Source organism: Amycolatopsis sp. NPDC005003, from assembly GCF_053600695.1.
The window spans coordinates 19,209-33,912 of the sequence record NZ_JBSGAI010000024.1 but is presented as its reverse complement, the minus strand read 5'-3'; the positions used below and the strand labels follow the sequence as shown (position 1 = coordinate 33,912).

14 protein-coding genes are annotated in these 14,704 nt (G+C 70.6%); 8 read left to right on the top strand and 6 right to left on the bottom strand.

The genetic code is table 11. From position 1 onward, the window contains the following. Positions 1-323: 323 nt before the first annotated feature. On the bottom strand, positions 324-2,237 hold the full coding sequence (locus tag ACWED2_RS26250) for an ABC transporter ATP-binding protein (protein ID WP_449693142.1): 1,914 nt from the start codon (positions 2,235-2,237) through the stop codon (positions 324-326). 41 nt (positions 2,238-2,278) lie between these two features. Then, on the bottom strand, positions 2,279-2,746 hold the full coding sequence (locus ACWED2_RS26245) for a DUF1579 family protein (RefSeq protein ID WP_449693141.1): 468 nt from the start codon (positions 2,744-2,746) through the stop codon (positions 2,279-2,281). Positions 2,747-2,795: 49 nt separating this feature from the next. Between ACWED2_RS26245 and ACWED2_RS26240 the strand changes: the two genes are divergently transcribed. Continuing rightward, on the top strand, positions 2,796-3,242 hold the full coding sequence (locus ACWED2_RS26240; RefSeq protein ID WP_449693140.1) for a MarR family winged helix-turn-helix transcriptional regulator: 447 nt from the start codon (positions 2,796-2,798) through the stop codon (positions 3,240-3,242). 26 nt (positions 3,243-3,268) lie between these two features. On the opposite strand, the gene ACWED2_RS26235 is transcribed toward ACWED2_RS26240, so the two are convergent. Beyond that, the gene (locus tag ACWED2_RS26235) at positions 3,269-3,652 is read right to left on the bottom strand and encodes a PPOX class F420-dependent oxidoreductase (RefSeq protein WP_449693139.1); all 384 of its coding nucleotides are present in this window, start codon (positions 3,650-3,652) and stop codon (positions 3,269-3,271) included. Between the two features lie 25 nt (positions 3,653-3,677). Then, a complete protein-coding gene (locus tag ACWED2_RS26230; RefSeq protein WP_449693138.1) occupies positions 3,678-4,265 on the bottom strand; it encodes a dihydrofolate reductase family protein in 588 nt (195 codons plus the stop codon). 90 nt (positions 4,266-4,355) lie between these two features. On the opposite strand from ACWED2_RS26230, the gene ACWED2_RS26225 reads away from it, so the two are divergent. After that, positions 4,356-4,811: a winged helix-turn-helix transcriptional regulator gene (locus tag ACWED2_RS26225; protein ID WP_449693137.1), complete on the top strand. Its 456-nt coding sequence runs from the start codon at positions 4,356-4,358 to the stop codon at positions 4,809-4,811. A gap of 4 nt (positions 4,812-4,815) precedes the next feature. Here the strand turns inward: ACWED2_RS26225 and ACWED2_RS26220 are convergent, their stop codons facing one another. Continuing rightward, a complete protein-coding gene (locus ACWED2_RS26220) occupies positions 4,816-5,397 on the bottom strand; it encodes a TetR/AcrR family transcriptional regulator (protein ID WP_449693136.1) in 582 nt (193 codons plus the stop codon). A gap of 95 nt (positions 5,398-5,492) precedes the next feature. Between ACWED2_RS26220 and ACWED2_RS26215 the strand changes: the two genes are divergently transcribed. From ACWED2_RS26215 to ACWED2_RS26190, 6 genes are all read left to right on the top strand, one after another. After that, positions 5,493-7,919, top strand: a complete 2,427-nt coding sequence (locus ACWED2_RS26215; protein WP_449693135.1) for a beta-glucosidase H — start codon at positions 5,493-5,495, stop codon at positions 7,917-7,919. A 152-nt stretch (positions 7,920-8,071) separates the two neighbouring features. Further along, positions 8,072-8,974, top strand: coding sequence for a GNAT family N-acetyltransferase (locus ACWED2_RS26210; RefSeq protein ID WP_449693134.1), 903 nt, complete (start codon positions 8,072-8,074; stop codon positions 8,972-8,974). A 98-nt stretch (positions 8,975-9,072) separates the two neighbouring features. Then, complete coding sequence (locus ACWED2_RS26205) at positions 9,073-9,498, top strand: hypothetical protein (RefSeq protein ID WP_449693133.1); 426 nt, start codon at positions 9,073-9,075, stop codon at positions 9,496-9,498. Positions 9,499-9,529: 31 nt separating this feature from the next. Next, entirely contained in the window at positions 9,530-11,149 is a 1,620-nt protein-coding gene (gene boxC, locus ACWED2_RS26200) for a 2,3-epoxybenzoyl-CoA dihydrolase (RefSeq protein WP_449693132.1), read from the top strand. Then, positions 11,150-12,571, top strand: a complete 1,422-nt coding sequence (boxB, locus tag ACWED2_RS26195) for a benzoyl-CoA 2,3-epoxidase subunit BoxB (RefSeq protein WP_449693131.1) — start codon at positions 11,150-11,152, stop codon at positions 12,569-12,571. A gap of 8 nt (positions 12,572-12,579) precedes the next feature. Then, on the top strand, positions 12,580-14,124 hold the full coding sequence (locus ACWED2_RS26190) for a benzoate-CoA ligase family protein (RefSeq protein WP_449693130.1): 1,545 nt from the start codon (positions 12,580-12,582) through the stop codon (positions 14,122-14,124). A 166-nt stretch (positions 14,125-14,290) separates the two neighbouring features. Here ACWED2_RS26190 and ACWED2_RS26185 read toward each other — a convergent pair whose 3' ends face one another. Beyond that, complete coding sequence (locus ACWED2_RS26185; protein ID WP_449693128.1) at positions 14,291-14,671, bottom strand: VOC family protein; 381 nt, start codon at positions 14,669-14,671, stop codon at positions 14,291-14,293. Positions 14,672-14,704 lie beyond the last annotated feature (33 nt).

The window sequence follows — 14,704 nt, the reverse complement described above, 5'->3', positions numbered from 1 at the left end:
CTGTGCTCGGGCCGACCCGCGAGGGCGCGGCCGACCTCCCAGGTACGCCGGCCGACCGGTTGAGCGCGCCGGCCGACCCCGCGAGGGGCGTGGCCGACCTTCCGGGTGCACCGGCAGGCTGGTTGGGTGCGCTGGCCCACCCCGGGAGGGGTGCGGCCGACCTTCCGGGTGCGTTGGTCGGCTGGTTGGGTGCGCTGGCCGATCCCTCGAGGGGCGCGGCCGACCCTCTGGGTGCGTTGGCCGACCGGTTGAGTACGCAGGCCGACCTTCTCGGTACGCCGGCCGGCTGGCTGGGTTCGTGGGCTGGCCGGGTGGGCGACCGGTCAGGGGGCTTCGTTGCGGTAGGCGCGGGCCTGGATCTCGTACAGCTCGTGGTAGACGCCGCCCGCGCGGATCAGGTCGTCGTGGGTGCCTTCCTCGATCAGTCTTCCCTTCTCCAGCACCAGGATGCGGTCGGCCGAGCGGATGTTGGCCAGCCGGTGCGTCACCAGGACCGTCGTGCGGCGGCCGCGGCCCGAGCGGCTCGCGTGCTGCAGCCCGGCGAACACGCGGGCTTCGGCGCGGGCGTCGAGCGCCGCCGTCGGCTCGTCGGCCACCAGGACCGCGGCGTCGCGGTAGATGCCGCGGGCGATGCCCATCCGTTGCCACTGGCCGCCGGACAGGTCGTGGCCCTCGTCGAACTTCTTCGACAAGACCGTGTCCTCCCCAGCGGGCAGGGAACCGATCACCTCGTCCGCGCCCGAGTAGTCGACGGCTTCGCGCCACGCCTGCCGATCCGGGTCGGGCCGGCCGAGGCGGCCGACCGTGATGTTGTTCGCCGCCGTCATCGGCCACTCCGCCGGCTCCTGTGCGATCACCGCGATGTTCGCGTGCACCGACGCCGGATCGGCGTGCGCGAGGTCGACCTCGTCCCAGCGGACCGTGCCCTCGTCCGGCGGGTACAGCCCGGTGAGCAGCTTGCCGAGGGTGGTCTTGCCCGAGCCGTTTTCACCGACCAGCGCGACCACCTCGCCGCGCCGGATCGTCAGCGAGACGTCCCGCAGCGCCGGGCTGTCCCGGCCCGGGTAGGTGAACGTGACGCCCTCCAGCCGGATCTCGGCCGGGTCGGCGGGCGCCGCCACCGACGTCGGTGGCGGCTGCCGCTTCCGGGACTCCGCGAGCAGCTGGTGGTAGAAGCCGATGTAGAAGGAGTCTTCGTACAGCGAGTTGACCGCCCGCATGGTGTTGGACAACGCCGTGGACGCCGTGCGCATCGCCAGCACCGCCGTGCCGGCCAGCGCCAGCTCCATCGAGCCCGTGTAGAGCAGCCAGCCGAGCACCAGGTACGCCACCGCTGTGCCGAAGCCCGCCGCCGCGCGCCCGCTGGTGCGCACCAGGTTGCTCCGGTGCGCCAGCCGGATCTCCTCCTGCGTGAGGCTGCGCGAAATCCGCCGGTACTCGCCGAGCAACGGCTCCTGCAGCGTCAGGGCGTGCCGTTCGAGGGCCATCGAGCGCCAGGTGGCGACCTCTTCGACGACCGACTTGCGGATGTTGCGCCCGACGGTGTCGAGGAAGTGCCGGTAGTTCAGCTTCGCGACGCGGGCGGCAGCCCAGCCGTCGGCCGCCGCGGCGAGCAGCAGCACCGGGGCCAGCCACGGGTTGAGCAGCCCGGCCGTGATCATCGCCGCCGCCAGCGAGATCACCGACGACGTCAGCTCGGCCAGCCGCCGCAGGCTCGTTTCGATGGCGTGCACCCCGTACCGCGCACCCTGCCGGGCCAGCTCCCGGAAGTCCGCGTCCTCGAACGCGATCAGCCCGACGCGCACCACCGCGGCCGTCACCGCGTCGTCCGCCGCCGCGGTGACCCGTGGCCGCAGCGCGCCTTCCACCGCGGCGACGGCCGCATCCAGCAGTGCGCGCGCCGCGTACGACCCGGTGACGACCGCGATCGCCGGCAGCGACTGCAGCACCCGTTCCGGCGTCGGGCCTTGTTCGAGCAGCGCCGTGAAGACGTTCGCGGTGGCGAGCAGCCCGAACGCCGTGACGCAGCCGGAGACGACGTGCACGACGGCAGCCAGCAGCGTCAGCCGCGGCGACGTGCGCCACGCCAGCCGCAGCACGACCGAGATCGCCGTGGGCAGCGCGCGCACGGCCTGGCCGAAGCCCGCGGCGGCCACGCGTTCGTCGACGCGGGCCCACTCGGGCATCTTCATGTTCTCGACCCCGATCAGCGGGGGCGGGTCGGCGGTTCTGGTCACGCCTCCATCTGTACTCCGGGGGTCCGACAGTTTCTGGCCCGCTACTGGCCCTTCCGGGTGTACCGCGCGCGCAAAAACGGGCTGTACGCCGGGTTTTCACCCATCCGGACGTCGATCTCGTGCGTCAGCGTCCCGCCGTCCGGGGTGAGCCGGTGCCGCGCCACCCCGCGCGCGGTCACCTTCTCCAGGGTCAGCGTCGCGCCGGTCCAGCCGCCGCGAGCGGGCGACTCGGGCGGGTAGCCGTAGCTGTCGAAGCCGTACCAGAGCGTCTCGCCGGTGACCGGATCGGCGGTGAAGACGTTGTGGCCGAGGAATTCCGACCCGTCTTCGCGGCGCTGCCGGTAGTGCTGGACCACGGCGAAACCGTTGAGGGCCAACCGGTATTCGCAGTCGGCGGACGCCGTCGAGGCCGGCGCCCACGGCGAGGCGGCGAGCTCCTCGGTGCCGGTCCAGTCGCCGACGAACGCCTTCAGCGCGTCGTGCGCCGGGCCGAGGCGGGGCATGTCCATGGTCGTCTCCATTTCGACAGGTACCTGTCGATGTGCGAGACTAGCACGCATGCGGTCGCCACGAGCCGAGACGTTCACCCGCGTGATCGACGCCGTCTTCGCGTGCAACGGCGGTTTCCTCGCCGCGGGCGACGCGCTGACCGAGCCGGTCGGGCTGACCGCGGCGCAGTGGCAGGTCCTCGGCTTCCTCGAGGACGGCCCGGCGACCGCCGCCGAAGTGGCGCGCCGCCGCGGGCTGCGCCGCCAGAGCGTGCAGGAGACGGTGAACCGTTTGCTGCGCAACGGAATGCTGGACCGCCTGCCGAACCCCGCCGACGCGCGGGCGCCGCTGTTGTCGCTGACGCGGCGGGCGCGCGCGGCGATGCGGGAACTGGGCGCGGCGCAGGTCGCGTGGGCCGAGGACGTGGCGGCCGAGGTGCCGCTGGAGGAGCTGGAGACGACGCTGCGCACGCTCCGGCGGCTGCGCGGCGTGGTGGCCCAGCCGCGGTTGCGGTGAGCGTTGCCTCCCCGCAGCCCGATTCGTCAGCCCATTCCCACGCTCTGCCGCTCGACCTCGATCAGCGCCACCACCCGCTGCTGCTCCCGCGGGTACGGGCGACCGAGGTACTTGGTCGCGATCCGGTCCACGATCTCCCAGGCGGCGTCGCCCTCGAGCCACTCGGCGACCCGGCCGCGGATGATCACCGGCTCGAACGGGTTGTCCGGCGGGGTCAGCGAGAGCGCGACGCGCGGGTCGCGGCGCAGGTTGCGGGCCTTGCGCGAGTCCGGGCCGGTCAGGATGGCGATGCGGTCGCCTTCCGGGTCGACCCAGACCGGCACCGAGTGGGGCGCGCCGTCGGGCAGGACCGTGGCGAGGTGACCGATCGCGGTGGTGGCGAGGATGTTGCGGACGTCGGCGTCGAGCATGGCGAGCTCCTTGCTGGGTAGGGGTTCAGGCGACGGAGTAGTGGAGGTGGGTGACACTGGGCGCGGCCACGGCCTCCACCAGGTTCAACCGCACGTGCGAAGGCAGCTCCTGGAAGAATGACCGGCCACCGCCGAGCAGGACCGGAACCTGGTGGAGGACGATTTCGTCGACCAGGCCCGCCCGCAGTGCCGAGGTCAGCACGCCGCCGCCCATCAGGCCGACGTCCTTGCCGCCGGCCGCCTCGCGGGCCGCCGCGATCGCGTCTTCGACGTTGCCGACGAGTGTCTGCCGCTCGGTCAGCTCCGCCGCGGGCCGGTGGCTGACCAGGAAGAGCGGGGCGTTCGGGTGCGGGCTGCCGCCGCCGAAGTGTTCCGAGTCTTCGTAGGTGTTGCGCCCCGCCACGATCGCGCCCACCCGGCCGGCGAGGGAGTCGAAGACGCGGGCGCTCGGCTCGCTGAGCTGGAAGAAGTCGAAGACCTGGCTCCGGGTGTCCCCGTCGGAGTACCAGTCGAAGAGCGTGCCGCCGTCGCCGAGCCCCTGGCCGGGGCGGGCGCCGCGGCCGGTGATGTAGCCGTCGACCGACACGGCGTGGGCGCTGAAGACCTTGCTCATCGTGGCATTCCCTTCTGAGTTCCTTCAGGAGACTCTGGAACCGTAGCAGCTAAAGTTTCTTAAGGGAACCCCGAGTGCTAAACTCGACTCATGCAGCGCACGAACTTCAGCGAACTGGCCGCGTGCTCGATCGCGCGCACGCTCGACGTCATCGGCGAACCCTGGTCGCCGCTGATCCTGCGGGACGTGTGGGCCGGGTTCAGCCGGTTCGAGCAGCTGCAGGCGGACCTGGGCATCTCGCGCAAGGTGCTCACCGAGCGGCTGAACCACCTGGTCGAGCAGCAGGTCCTCGAGCGCCGCCCGTACGACCGACGGCCGCGCTACGAGTACGTCCTGACCGAGAAGGGCACCGAGCTGGTCGACATGCTGATGGTGATGACCCGCTGGGGCGACAAGTGGCTGGCGGGCGAGCCGGGGCCGCCGGTGCTCTACCGCCACCACGCGTGCGGCGAAATCAGCAGCGTCGACCTGCGCTGCGCCCACTGCGGCGAGCCGATGCACGCCAACGACATCGACGTGCTGGCCGGCCCCGGCGCGACCCGCTGAGCCTTCAGTCCGGCTTCACGCCGAGCAGGCTCAGTAACGTGCGGAACCCGGCCGGCATGTCGACCTCCGCCGGGTCCAGGAGCCACTGCAGCTGCAGGCCGTCGAGGATCGCGATCGCCAGCGGGGCCAGCTGCTCCGGTGTCGTTCCCGGTGGCAGCTCGTCGCGGTGGCGCTCCAGCATCTGCGTCATGCCCGCGCGGACCCGGGTGTAGCGGTCCTGGAAGTACTTCCGGGCCGGGTGGTCTTCCGTGACGCTGTCCGCCGAAAGCACCGTGTACGTCTGTACGATGCCCGGGCGGGTGGCGTTGTAGTCGACCAGGTCCGCCAGCTGGTTGACCGTCATCGACGACGGGTCGCCCGCCGGGGCGTGGCCGAAGTGCAGCAGGTCCCACTCGTCGCGGGTCTCCAGCACCGCCGTCAGCAGGTCTTCCTTGGTGGGGAAGTAGTGCATCAGCCCCTGCTGCGTGAGCCCGACGCGCTCGGCCACCGCGGCCAAGGACGTGCCTCGGTAGCCGCGCTCGGCGATCACCTCGAACGCCGCTCGGACGATGCCGGCTCGGCGGTCGGCGCCTCTGGCCCGGGTCATGATCCCGAGCCTACGGCAGAAAGTGTCACGGAAATATAACGTTCACTACTCATCGCCAGGTAGGGTGTCGGCAGGACCGATCGCGGAGGATGGGCATGAGCTTCGACGTCGACGCGCTGCTGGCCGAACTCGACCTGGACGCCAAGGCGAGCCTGCTCGCCGGCCAGGACGTCTGGTCCCTTCCCGCGCTGCCGCGGATCGGGCTCGCTTCGCTGGTGCTCTCCGACGGCCCGGTCGGCGTCCGCGGAACGCACTGGAGCCCGGACGACCCCTCGGTGACCCTGCCCAGCCCGACCGCGCTCGCCGCGAGCTGGGACCCGCGCCTGGCGGTCGAAGCCGGCCGCCTGCTCGCGCAGGAAGCGCGGCGCAAGGGCGTGCACGTGCTGCTCGCCCCGACGGTCAACCTCCACCGCTCGCCGCTGGGCGGCCGGCACTTCGAGTGCTACTCCGAAGACCCCCTCCTCACCGGGATGATCGGTGCCGGCTACGTCACCGGCGTGCAGGACGGCGGGGTCGCCGTCACGGTCAAGCACTTCGTCGCCAACGACTTCGAGACCGAACGCTTCACCGTCGACGTGCGCGTCGGCGAACGCGCGCTGCGCGAGCTCTACCTCGCGCCGTTCGAGCTCATCGTCCGGCGCGCGAAGCCGTGGGGGATCATGGCCGCCTACAACAGCGTCAACGGCGTCACGATGACCCAGCACGCCGAGCTGGTGAACGGCGTGCTGCGCGACGAATGGGGCTTCGACGGGTTCGTCGTCTCCGACTGGCTGGCCGCGCGCGACACCGTCGCCTCCGCCAACGGCGGCCTCGACGTGGCCATGCCCGGCCCCCGTACGGTGTTCGGCGACCGGCTCGCCGAAGCCGTTCGCGGCGGCGAAGTCGACGAAGCCGTGGTCGACGCCATGGCGCGCCGCGTGCTCCTGCTCGCCCACCGGACCGGCGCGCTCGGCGACGGCCCCGCGCCGGAGGAGTCCGATGTGGACGGCGACGCGGTCGCGCGCGAGGTCGCGCACCGGTCGTTCGTGCTGCTGCGCAACGAAACCGGCCTGCTGCCCCTGCAGGAGCCGCAGAGCATCGCGCTCATCGGCGCGCTCGCCGCGGACCCGAAGATCCTCGGTGGTGGCAGTGCCACCGTGTTCCCCGACCATGTCATATCCCCTCTCGACGGCCTGAAAGCGGCCGTTCCCCCGGGCACCGAGCTCGCTTACGCCCCCGGTGCCGATCCGCGAACGACGTTACCGGCCGCCACCGACAATTTCGGGCTCCGTGCGACGGCCCGCGCCGCCGACGGCACCGAACTGGCGGAATTCTCCTTGCGCCAAGCCAGGATCGACTGGATCGGCGAACTGCCGGCCGGCCTCGACGTCGGCACGCTCGCCTCGGTCGAGATCGCCGGCTCGTTCCTCCCGGAAACCAGTGGCACGCACACCTTCGGCATCACCGGTCCCGGCGACCTGCGCCTCACCGTCGCCGGCCAGACCCTCTTCGACGGCGTGAACCTGCCCGAGGGCGGGGACATCTTCACGTCCGTCATGCAGGTCCACGAGCAGCGGCGGGAGATCGAGCTGGCCGCGGGCGAGCCGGTCGACGTCAGCCTGACCTACTGGATCCCGTCGGAGATGGCGGAGTTCGCCCGGGGCACCTTCGCCTGGGTCACCTTCGCGCTCGGCCACCGCGGCCCGGTGCTCGACCCGGACGCGAGCCTGGACGAAGCCGTGGCACTGGCGGCGAAGTCGGAGGTCGCCGTCGTCGTGGTCGGGACGACCGCCGAGGTCGAAAGCGAAGGCTTCGACCGGACTTCCCTCGCCCTGCCCGGCCGCCAGGACGAACTCGTCGCGCGCGTCGCCGAAGCGAACCGCAACACCGTCGTGGTGGTCAACGCCGGCTCCCCGGTGGAGATGCCGTGGCGCGAGGACGTCGCCGCGGTGCTGCTCACCTGGTTCCCCGGCCAGGCCGGCGGCGACGCCCTCGCCGACGTCCTCTTCGGCCGCGAAGAGCCCGGCGGCCGCCTGCCGACGACCTGGCCGGCGAAGCTCGAAGACGCGCCGGTCACCGACGTGACGCCGGAAGGCGGCGCGCTCGAGTACGGCGAAGGCGTGTACATCGGCTACGGCGCTTGGGCCCGCACTGACCGGCAACCCGCGTACTGGTTCGGCCACGGCCAGGGCTACACGACCTGGAAGTACGAAGAACTCGACGCCTACCCGGACGAGGAAGGCGGCGCGCGCGTCCGGGTGCGCATCCGCAACACGGGCACGCGCAAGGGGCGCGAAGTCATCCAGCTCTACCTGGTCCCGACCGAACGCGGCGACCGGCCCCACCGCTGGCTGGCCGGGTTCGCGAGCGTCGAAGCCCGGCCCGGCGAAGCCGTGGAGGCCGACATCGCCGTCCCCCCGCGAGCGGCCGAGGTCTGGAGCGAGGGCTGGCGGCACATCGCGGGCGAGTACGTCCTGGAGGCATCGCACTCCTACGCCGAGCCGCGGCTGAGCACGCGCGTGGTGCTCCAGAAAATCCGTTGAGCACCGCGGGCACGTCCCCTAAGGTCTCGTGACGGCACCTTGAACAGCGAAAGGAGGTGGGACCGATGATCACGCAACCGATCACGCGCTCCCACCTCGCAGCGAGGGTGCCGGCTGTCTGACCGGGGGCGCGTACTCCTGGAAGGACCACCGTGACCGAACTGGTCATCCGCCCGCTCGAAGCGGGCGAAGAAGCACTGTTCACCTCCCTGCCCGACCGCGGTCTCGTCGGCCGCAAGCTGCTCGGCGACGACTTCGCCGAGATGGCGAAGAGGGGCGAGTACCCGCCTGGGCGCACCTGGGTCGCGCTGCGCGAAGGCGTCGTCGTGGCCCGCGCCGCCTGGTGGGCCAAGGCCGGCGACGAAGATCCGGTCGCCCTCGACTGGTTCGACTTCACCGACTTCGACGCCGCCGTCGAGCTGCTGAAGACCGCGCCACTGCGCGCGGAGTACGCGCTGCACACGCCCCCGGCCTGGCGGGACGATCCGGACGTCGCACGCGAAGTGAACGGCCGGGCCGAAGCGGCCGAGAAGGCGGGCTACCGGAAGCTCGTCGAGCGCTACCGCTTCCGCTGGACGCCGGAGAACGGCCTGCCGGAGAAGCCCGGCCGGCTCGAGTTCCGGCCCGAGCCGGACGACGACGTCGTCCTCGAGGTCTTCAAGCGCGTGCACGCCGGCAGCCTCGACGCCCACGTCCGGAAGACCGTCGAGGAGCGCGGCATCGACGCGGCCGCGCAGGAGGACCTCGACATCATGAAGTGGATGCCGGGGCCGCGAGAGTGGTGGCGGCTGGCGTACACACCCGAAGGCGAGCTGGTCGGCCTGACCCTGCCGACCCGCAACGTCTACGACCCGGTGGTGGGCTACGTCGCCGTAGTGCCGGAGCAGCGGGGCCACGGGTACGCCTACGACCTGCTGGTCGAGGCCACGCACGACCTCGTCGCGTACGGCGCGGACCGGATCGTCGCGGGCACCGACGTCGGCAACGTCCCGATGGCCAAGGCCTTCGCGAAGGCCGGCTACCCGGTCGCGCAGCACCGCATCGACTTCGCCTGACCCCTCGTGCGTGGCAAGCCGGGTCAGCACCCGGCTTGCCACGCACGACCGGCGGGCGCTACCGTCGCTAGAGCGATCTATCAAATCGGGGGCCCGTGATGGACAAGGGACTGCTGCCACTTCGGGTGATCCTCGGCTTCTCGCTGCTCAGCACGGCGATCCACTACACGCACAACACCCTCCGGTACGCGGACTACCCGCAGCTCCAGGGCGTCTCCCCGCTCGTCGGCGGCAGCACCGTCGCCGTCGTCTGGGTGCTGCTGACGTCGTTCGGCTGGCTCGGCTACCGCGCGTACACGCAGGGCCGGTACCACCGGGCGTTGGCGTTCCTCTTGGTCTACTCGCTGGCCGGGATGGTCACGCTCGGTCACTTCCTGACCGGCGTCCCGCAGATTCCCGCCTTCTGGTTCGCGACGATTTTCACCGACGCTGCCGCCGGGCTGGCACTGTGGACATTCCTGGTCTGGGCCTGGGCCACGCTCAACCGGGTGACCACCCGAGATCAACTTTCTACACAACATTGACCTCCGTCTGACTCATGTAGACAATCGGGGAGTGACCACCACCACACCGGTTGCCTTCGACCGCCGTCCGGACGAGTACCGCCACTGGCGGCTGCGGGTCGACGGGGAGGTGGCCTGGCTGGAGCTGGACGTCGACGAGCAGGGTGGGCTCGTCCCGGGCTACGAGCTCAAGCTCAACTCCTACGACCTCGGCGTCGACATCGAGCTGTACGACGCCACTCAGCGGCTGCGGTTCGAACACCCCGAGGTCCGGGTGGTCATCGTGACCAGCGCCAAGGAGAAGGTCTTCTGCGCCGGCGCGAACATCCGCATGCTCGCCGCGTCCGAGCACCACTGGAAGGTGAACTTCTGCAAGTTCACCAACGAAACCCGCAACGGCATGGAGGACGCCACCGAGCACTCCGGGCAGGTCTACGTGGCCGCGGTGAACGGGACCTGCGCCGGCGGCGGCTACGAAATCGCGCTGGCCTGCGAAAAGATCTTCCTGATCGACGACAACTCCTCGACCGTCGCGCTGCCGGAGGTGCCGCTGCTCGGCGTGCTGCCCGGCACCGGCGGCCTCACCCGGGTCGTCGACAAGCGCCGCGTGCGCCGGGACCTCGCCGACGTCTTCGCCACGCGCCCGGACGGCGTCAAGGGCAAGACGGCGGTCGACTGGCGCCTGGTCGACGAACTGGTGCCCCGCCAGGACTTCCGCGAGAAAGTCCTCGAAAAGGCCCGGGCACTCGCGCGCGAATCCGGCAAGCAGGCGGACCACGGCATCGAGCTGACCCCTCTCGAACATCGCTATGTCGACATCGCGGTCGAGAAGGACCAGGCCACGATCACCGTCAAGGGGCCCGAGAACGACCCCGGTGACCTGCACGAAGAAGGTGCGCGCGGGTGGTTCCTCGCCATGACCCGCGAGCTCGACGACGCCATCCTGCGGCTGCGCACCAACGAGGTCGAAGCCGGGACGTGGATCCTGCGGACGCAGGGCGACCCGGCGAAGGTGCGCGCGCACGAAGAGGCCGTACTGGGGCAGAAGGACTGGCTGGCCAACGAAATCACGCACTACTTCAAGCGGACGCTGAAACGCCTCGACGTCACCAGCCGCAGCCTGATCGCGCTCATCGAACCGGGCAGCTGCTTCACCGGCGCGCTGCTGGAAATCGCGCTCGCCGCGGACCGCCAGTACATCCTGGACGGCCCGCCGATCGACGACGAAGCTTCCGAAGAACGCGCGTCGATCGAGCTGACCGACGCCAACTTCGGCGCCTTCCCGATGGGCAACGGCTTGACCCGCCTGCAAGCCCGTTTCTACGGCGACGACGACCACCTCGCCTGGCTCGCCCGCGAGAAGAACCGCGAGCTGAGCCCGGCCGAAGCCCTGGAGCTCGGCCTGGTCACCGACGCCCCGGACGACCTCGACTGGGAGGACGAGATCCGGATCGCCCTCGAAGGCCGGGCATCGCTCTCCCCGGACGCGCTCACCGGGATGGAGGCCAACCACCGGTTCGTCGGCCCCGAGACCATCGAGACCAAGATCTTCGGCCGGCTGGCGGCTTGGCAGAACTGGATTTTCACCAGGCCGAACGCGTCCGGGCCGGAAGGCGCGCTGCGCCGCTACGGTACGGGACAGAAGGCCGTCTTCGACAGGAAGCGGGTCTAGATGCCCGAGAAGATCGACTACGACGCCAAGATCCCCAACAACGTCAACCTCTCCGAAGACCGCAGGCTCCAGCGCGCGCTGGAAGGCTGGCAGCCGAAGTTCATGCACTGGTGGGGCGAGATGGGGCCGACGCTGGAGACGCAGGGGGTCTACCTGCGCACGGCGGTCAGCGTGGGTCGCGAAGGCTGGGCGCACTTCGACCACGTCAACGTCCCGGACTACCGCTGGGGCATCTTCCTCGCCGAGCGCGACCCGGACCGGCGGATCGCCTTCGGGGAGCACAAGGGCGAGCCGGTCTGGCAGCAGGTGCCCGGCGAGTACCGCGCCGACCTGCAGCGGCTGATCGTCATCCAGGGCGACACCGAACCGGCGTCGGTCGAGCAGCAGAAACTCCTCGGCCTGACCGCGCCGAGCCTCTATGACCTGCGGAACCTCTTCCAGGTCAACGTCGAAGAAGGCCGTCACCTGTGGGCGATGGTGTACCTGCTGCACGCCTACTTCGGCCGCGAAGGCCGCGACGAGGCCGAAGGGCTGCTGCTGCGCAACTCGGGTAGCCCGGACGCGCCCCGCATCCTCGGTGCGTTCAACGAAGAAACCGCCGACTGGCTGGCGTTCTACATGTTCACCTACTTCACCGACCGCGACGGGAAGTACCAGCTCGGCACGCTCAAGGAGTCCTCCTTCGACCCGCTCTCGCGCACCTGCGAGTTCATGCTCAAAGAAGAGGCGCACCACATGATGGTCGGCACCACCGGCGTCGACCGCGTGGTGACCCGCAGCGCCGAGCTGATCCGCGAGCACGACACGTACGACATCGGCCCGCACGGCGGCATCCCGCTGGACGTCATCCAGAAGTACATCAACTTCCACTACACGGTCTCGCTGGACCTGTTCGGCAGCGAGACGTCGACGAACGCGGCGAACTACTACACCGCCGGGCTCAAGGGCCGCTGGCAGGAGACCCGCCGCAAGGACGACCACAAGCTCACCGAGGACGCCCGCACGCTGGAGCGGCCGAACGGCGACGGCACCTGGACCACCGAGGAGCTGCAGGCGATCCTGCTGCTCAACCTCGACCTGCGCAGCGAATACGTGGCCGACTGCCAGACCGGCGTGAAACGCTGGAACAAGATCCTCGCCGACGCCGGGATCGATCACGCGTTCCGCCTGCCGCACCCTGGCTTCAACCGCGAAGTGGGCATAAACTCCGGCCACCACGTCACTCCCGACGGCACCATCGTCGACGAGGCGACCTGGGAGGCGGGCAAACGCAAGTGGCTGCCCACGACCGAAGACCTCACGTTCGTCCGTTCGCTGATGCACCCGGTGTACGAGCGGGGGAAGATCGCGAGCTGGGTCGCGCCGCCGCGGCAGGGCATCAACGGCAAGCCCATCGACTACGAGTACGTGTACCTCACGTAGGAGGCCTGGTGGCGACAGGGTTCAATGCCGCGGAGTACCTGCTGCACGCCGGTCACCCGGACGCGACCGCGGTCGTGTCGCCCCGCCGGTCGCTCACCTACGCCGAGCTCGCGGAGGAGTCCCGACGCGTCGCCGGCGGGCTCGCCGGACTCGGTGTGCGGCCCGAAGAGCGGGTCATGTTCTGCATGGTCGACGACGTCGAGCTGCTCACCGGCATCCTGGGCGCGATGCTGGCCGGCGCGGTCGCCGTGCCGGTGTCGACCATGGTCACCGGGCCGGAGCTGGGCCAGGTGCTGGCCGACTCGCGGGCGCGCGTGCTGTGCGTGTCCGGGGAGTTCGCGGAGCAGGCCCAGACGGCGTTGGCGCTCGCTCCCGAGGTCACCGACGTCGTGCTCGACCGGTGCGACGCGGCCGGGTTCGGCGCCCGGACGCACGACTGGCCGTCGCTGGCCGGCCCGGTCCCGAGTGGACGGACGTGGGAAGACTCGCCTGCGCTGTGGCTGTACACCTCGGGCACGACGGGACAGCCGAAGGGCGCGATGCACCGGCACGCGAGCGTCCGCGCGGTCTGCGAGACCTACGCCCGCAGGGTGCTGGGGACGACGTCGGCGGACCGGTTCCTGTCGGTGCCCAAGCTGTTCTTCGCCTACGGGCTGGGGAATTCGTGCTTCTTCCCGCTCGGCGCGGGCGGCACGACGCTGCTCGAGCCTTCGCGGCCGACTCCCGCATTGTTCGCGAAACGCGCCCGCGAAGAGCAGCCGTCCCTGTTCTTCGCGGTCCCGACGTTCTACGCGGCGTTGCTCGCCAGTGACGTCCCGGACGACTCGTTCGCTTCGGTGCGGTACGCGGTTTCGGCCGGCGAGCCGTTGCCCGCTTCGCTGTTCGAGCGGTTCCGCGCCCGCTTCGGGCTGGAGATCCTCGACGGCATCGGGTCGACCGAGGCACTGCACATCTTCCTGTCGAACCAGCCCGGTTCGGTGCGGCCGGGCAGCACCGGCGTCCCGGTGCCGGGGTATTCCGTGCAGCTGCGCGACGAAGCCGGTTCGGTGATCGACGCCGCCGGGAAGCCGGGCGAGCTGTTCGTGGCCGGGCCGTCGACGGCGACCGGCTACTGGGCCCGCTACGACGCGACGAAGCTCGTCTTCCAGGGCCAGTGGCTGCGGACCGGCGACAGCTACGTCCGGAACGAGGACGGGACGTACAGCTGCCTGGGCCGGTTCGGCGACATGCTGAAGGCGGGCGGCATCTGGGTGTCACCGTCCGAAGTGGAGGAACGGCTGCGGCAGCACCCGGCGGTGGCCGAGGTCGCGGTGGTCGCCGCGCCGGACGCCGACGGGATCGACAAGCCCGTCGCGTGCGTGGTCGCCGCGCCCGGCTTCGCGGTCGATCCGGCGGAGCTGATCGAGTTCTGCCGCGAGGGGCTCGCGGCGTTCAAGCGGCCTCGCGGGGTGGTCGAACTGGCGGAACTGCCGAAGACGGCGACCGGCAAGATCCGCCGGAACGTCATCCGCGAGCAGGTCCGCGACGCGCTGCGGACGGTGCCCAGCCCGTGATCGACGGGCACTTCGTGACCTACCCGTGGCGTTCGATGTAACCGGCTTCCGGAGAGGTTGTTCCGTCCACAATGGACGAGCTGACCAACCTCCCCGGGGCATCACACCCGGTGGGGTCGAACGCGGGGGCGCCGAACCGGGCGGCGCCCCCGCGCCCCCAGGGAGGTCAGCCCATGATCTCGTGCAGGCAGAGCACGTTGCCTTCGGAGTCGTTGAACCAGGCCGCCCGCTCGTTGCCCAGCTGGGCGATGTGGTCGACCGTCTTCAGTCCTTCCATCTCGAAGTCCTGGAACCGCACGCCGCGGTCCTCCAGGGCTTTGACTTCGGCGGGCAGGTCGCCGACTTCGAAGCTCAGTGCCGTGTTGTCGCTCTGCGAGCCCTCCGGCATCGGCCGGAGCCCGATGGCGCCGCCGGCCGCCGAGAAGTAGAGGGTTCCGTCTTCGCCCTTCCCCGTCTGCTTCAGGCCGAGGGAGTCCGCGTAGAAGTGGCCGGCGCGTTCACTGTCGGTCACCGGAAGCATCGTCGTGATGGTCGATTCGGTCAGCATGGTTCTCATGGTGCGCCGTCACCCGCACCGGAC

Excerpts from the sequence above, each read along its gene's own strand:
- boxB (WP_449693131.1), top strand. The coding sequence starts at position 11,150 with ATGCCCGAGAAGATCGACTACGACGCCAAGATCCCCAACAACGTCAAC.
- ACWED2_RS26240 (WP_449693140.1), top strand. The coding sequence starts at position 2,796 with ATGCGGTCGCCACGAGCCGAGACGTTCACCCGCGTGATCGACGCCGTC.
- ACWED2_RS26205 (WP_449693133.1), top strand. The coding sequence starts at position 9,073 with ATGGACAAGGGACTGCTGCCACTTCGGGTGATCCTCGGCTTCTCGCTG.
- ACWED2_RS26245 (WP_449693141.1), bottom strand. The coding sequence starts at position 2,746 with ATGGACATGCCCCGCCTCGGCCCGGCGCACGACGCGCTGAAGGCGTTC.
- ACWED2_RS26230 (WP_449693138.1), bottom strand. The coding sequence starts at position 4,265 with ATGAGCAAGGTCTTCAGCGCCCACGCCGTGTCGGTCGACGGCTACATC.
- ACWED2_RS26185 (WP_449693128.1), bottom strand. The coding sequence starts at position 14,671 with ATGCTGACCGAATCGACCATCACGACGATGCTTCCGGTGACCGACAGT.
- ACWED2_RS26235 (WP_449693139.1), bottom strand. The coding sequence starts at position 3,652 with ATGCTCGACGCCGACGTCCGCAACATCCTCGCCACCACCGCGATCGGT.
- ACWED2_RS26215 (WP_449693135.1), top strand. The coding sequence starts at position 5,493 with ATGAGCTTCGACGTCGACGCGCTGCTGGCCGAACTCGACCTGGACGCC.
- ACWED2_RS26225 (WP_449693137.1), top strand. The coding sequence starts at position 4,356 with ATGCAGCGCACGAACTTCAGCGAACTGGCCGCGTGCTCGATCGCGCGC.
- ACWED2_RS26220 (WP_449693136.1), bottom strand. The coding sequence starts at position 5,397 with ATGACCCGGGCCAGAGGCGCCGACCGCCGAGCCGGCATCGTCCGAGCG.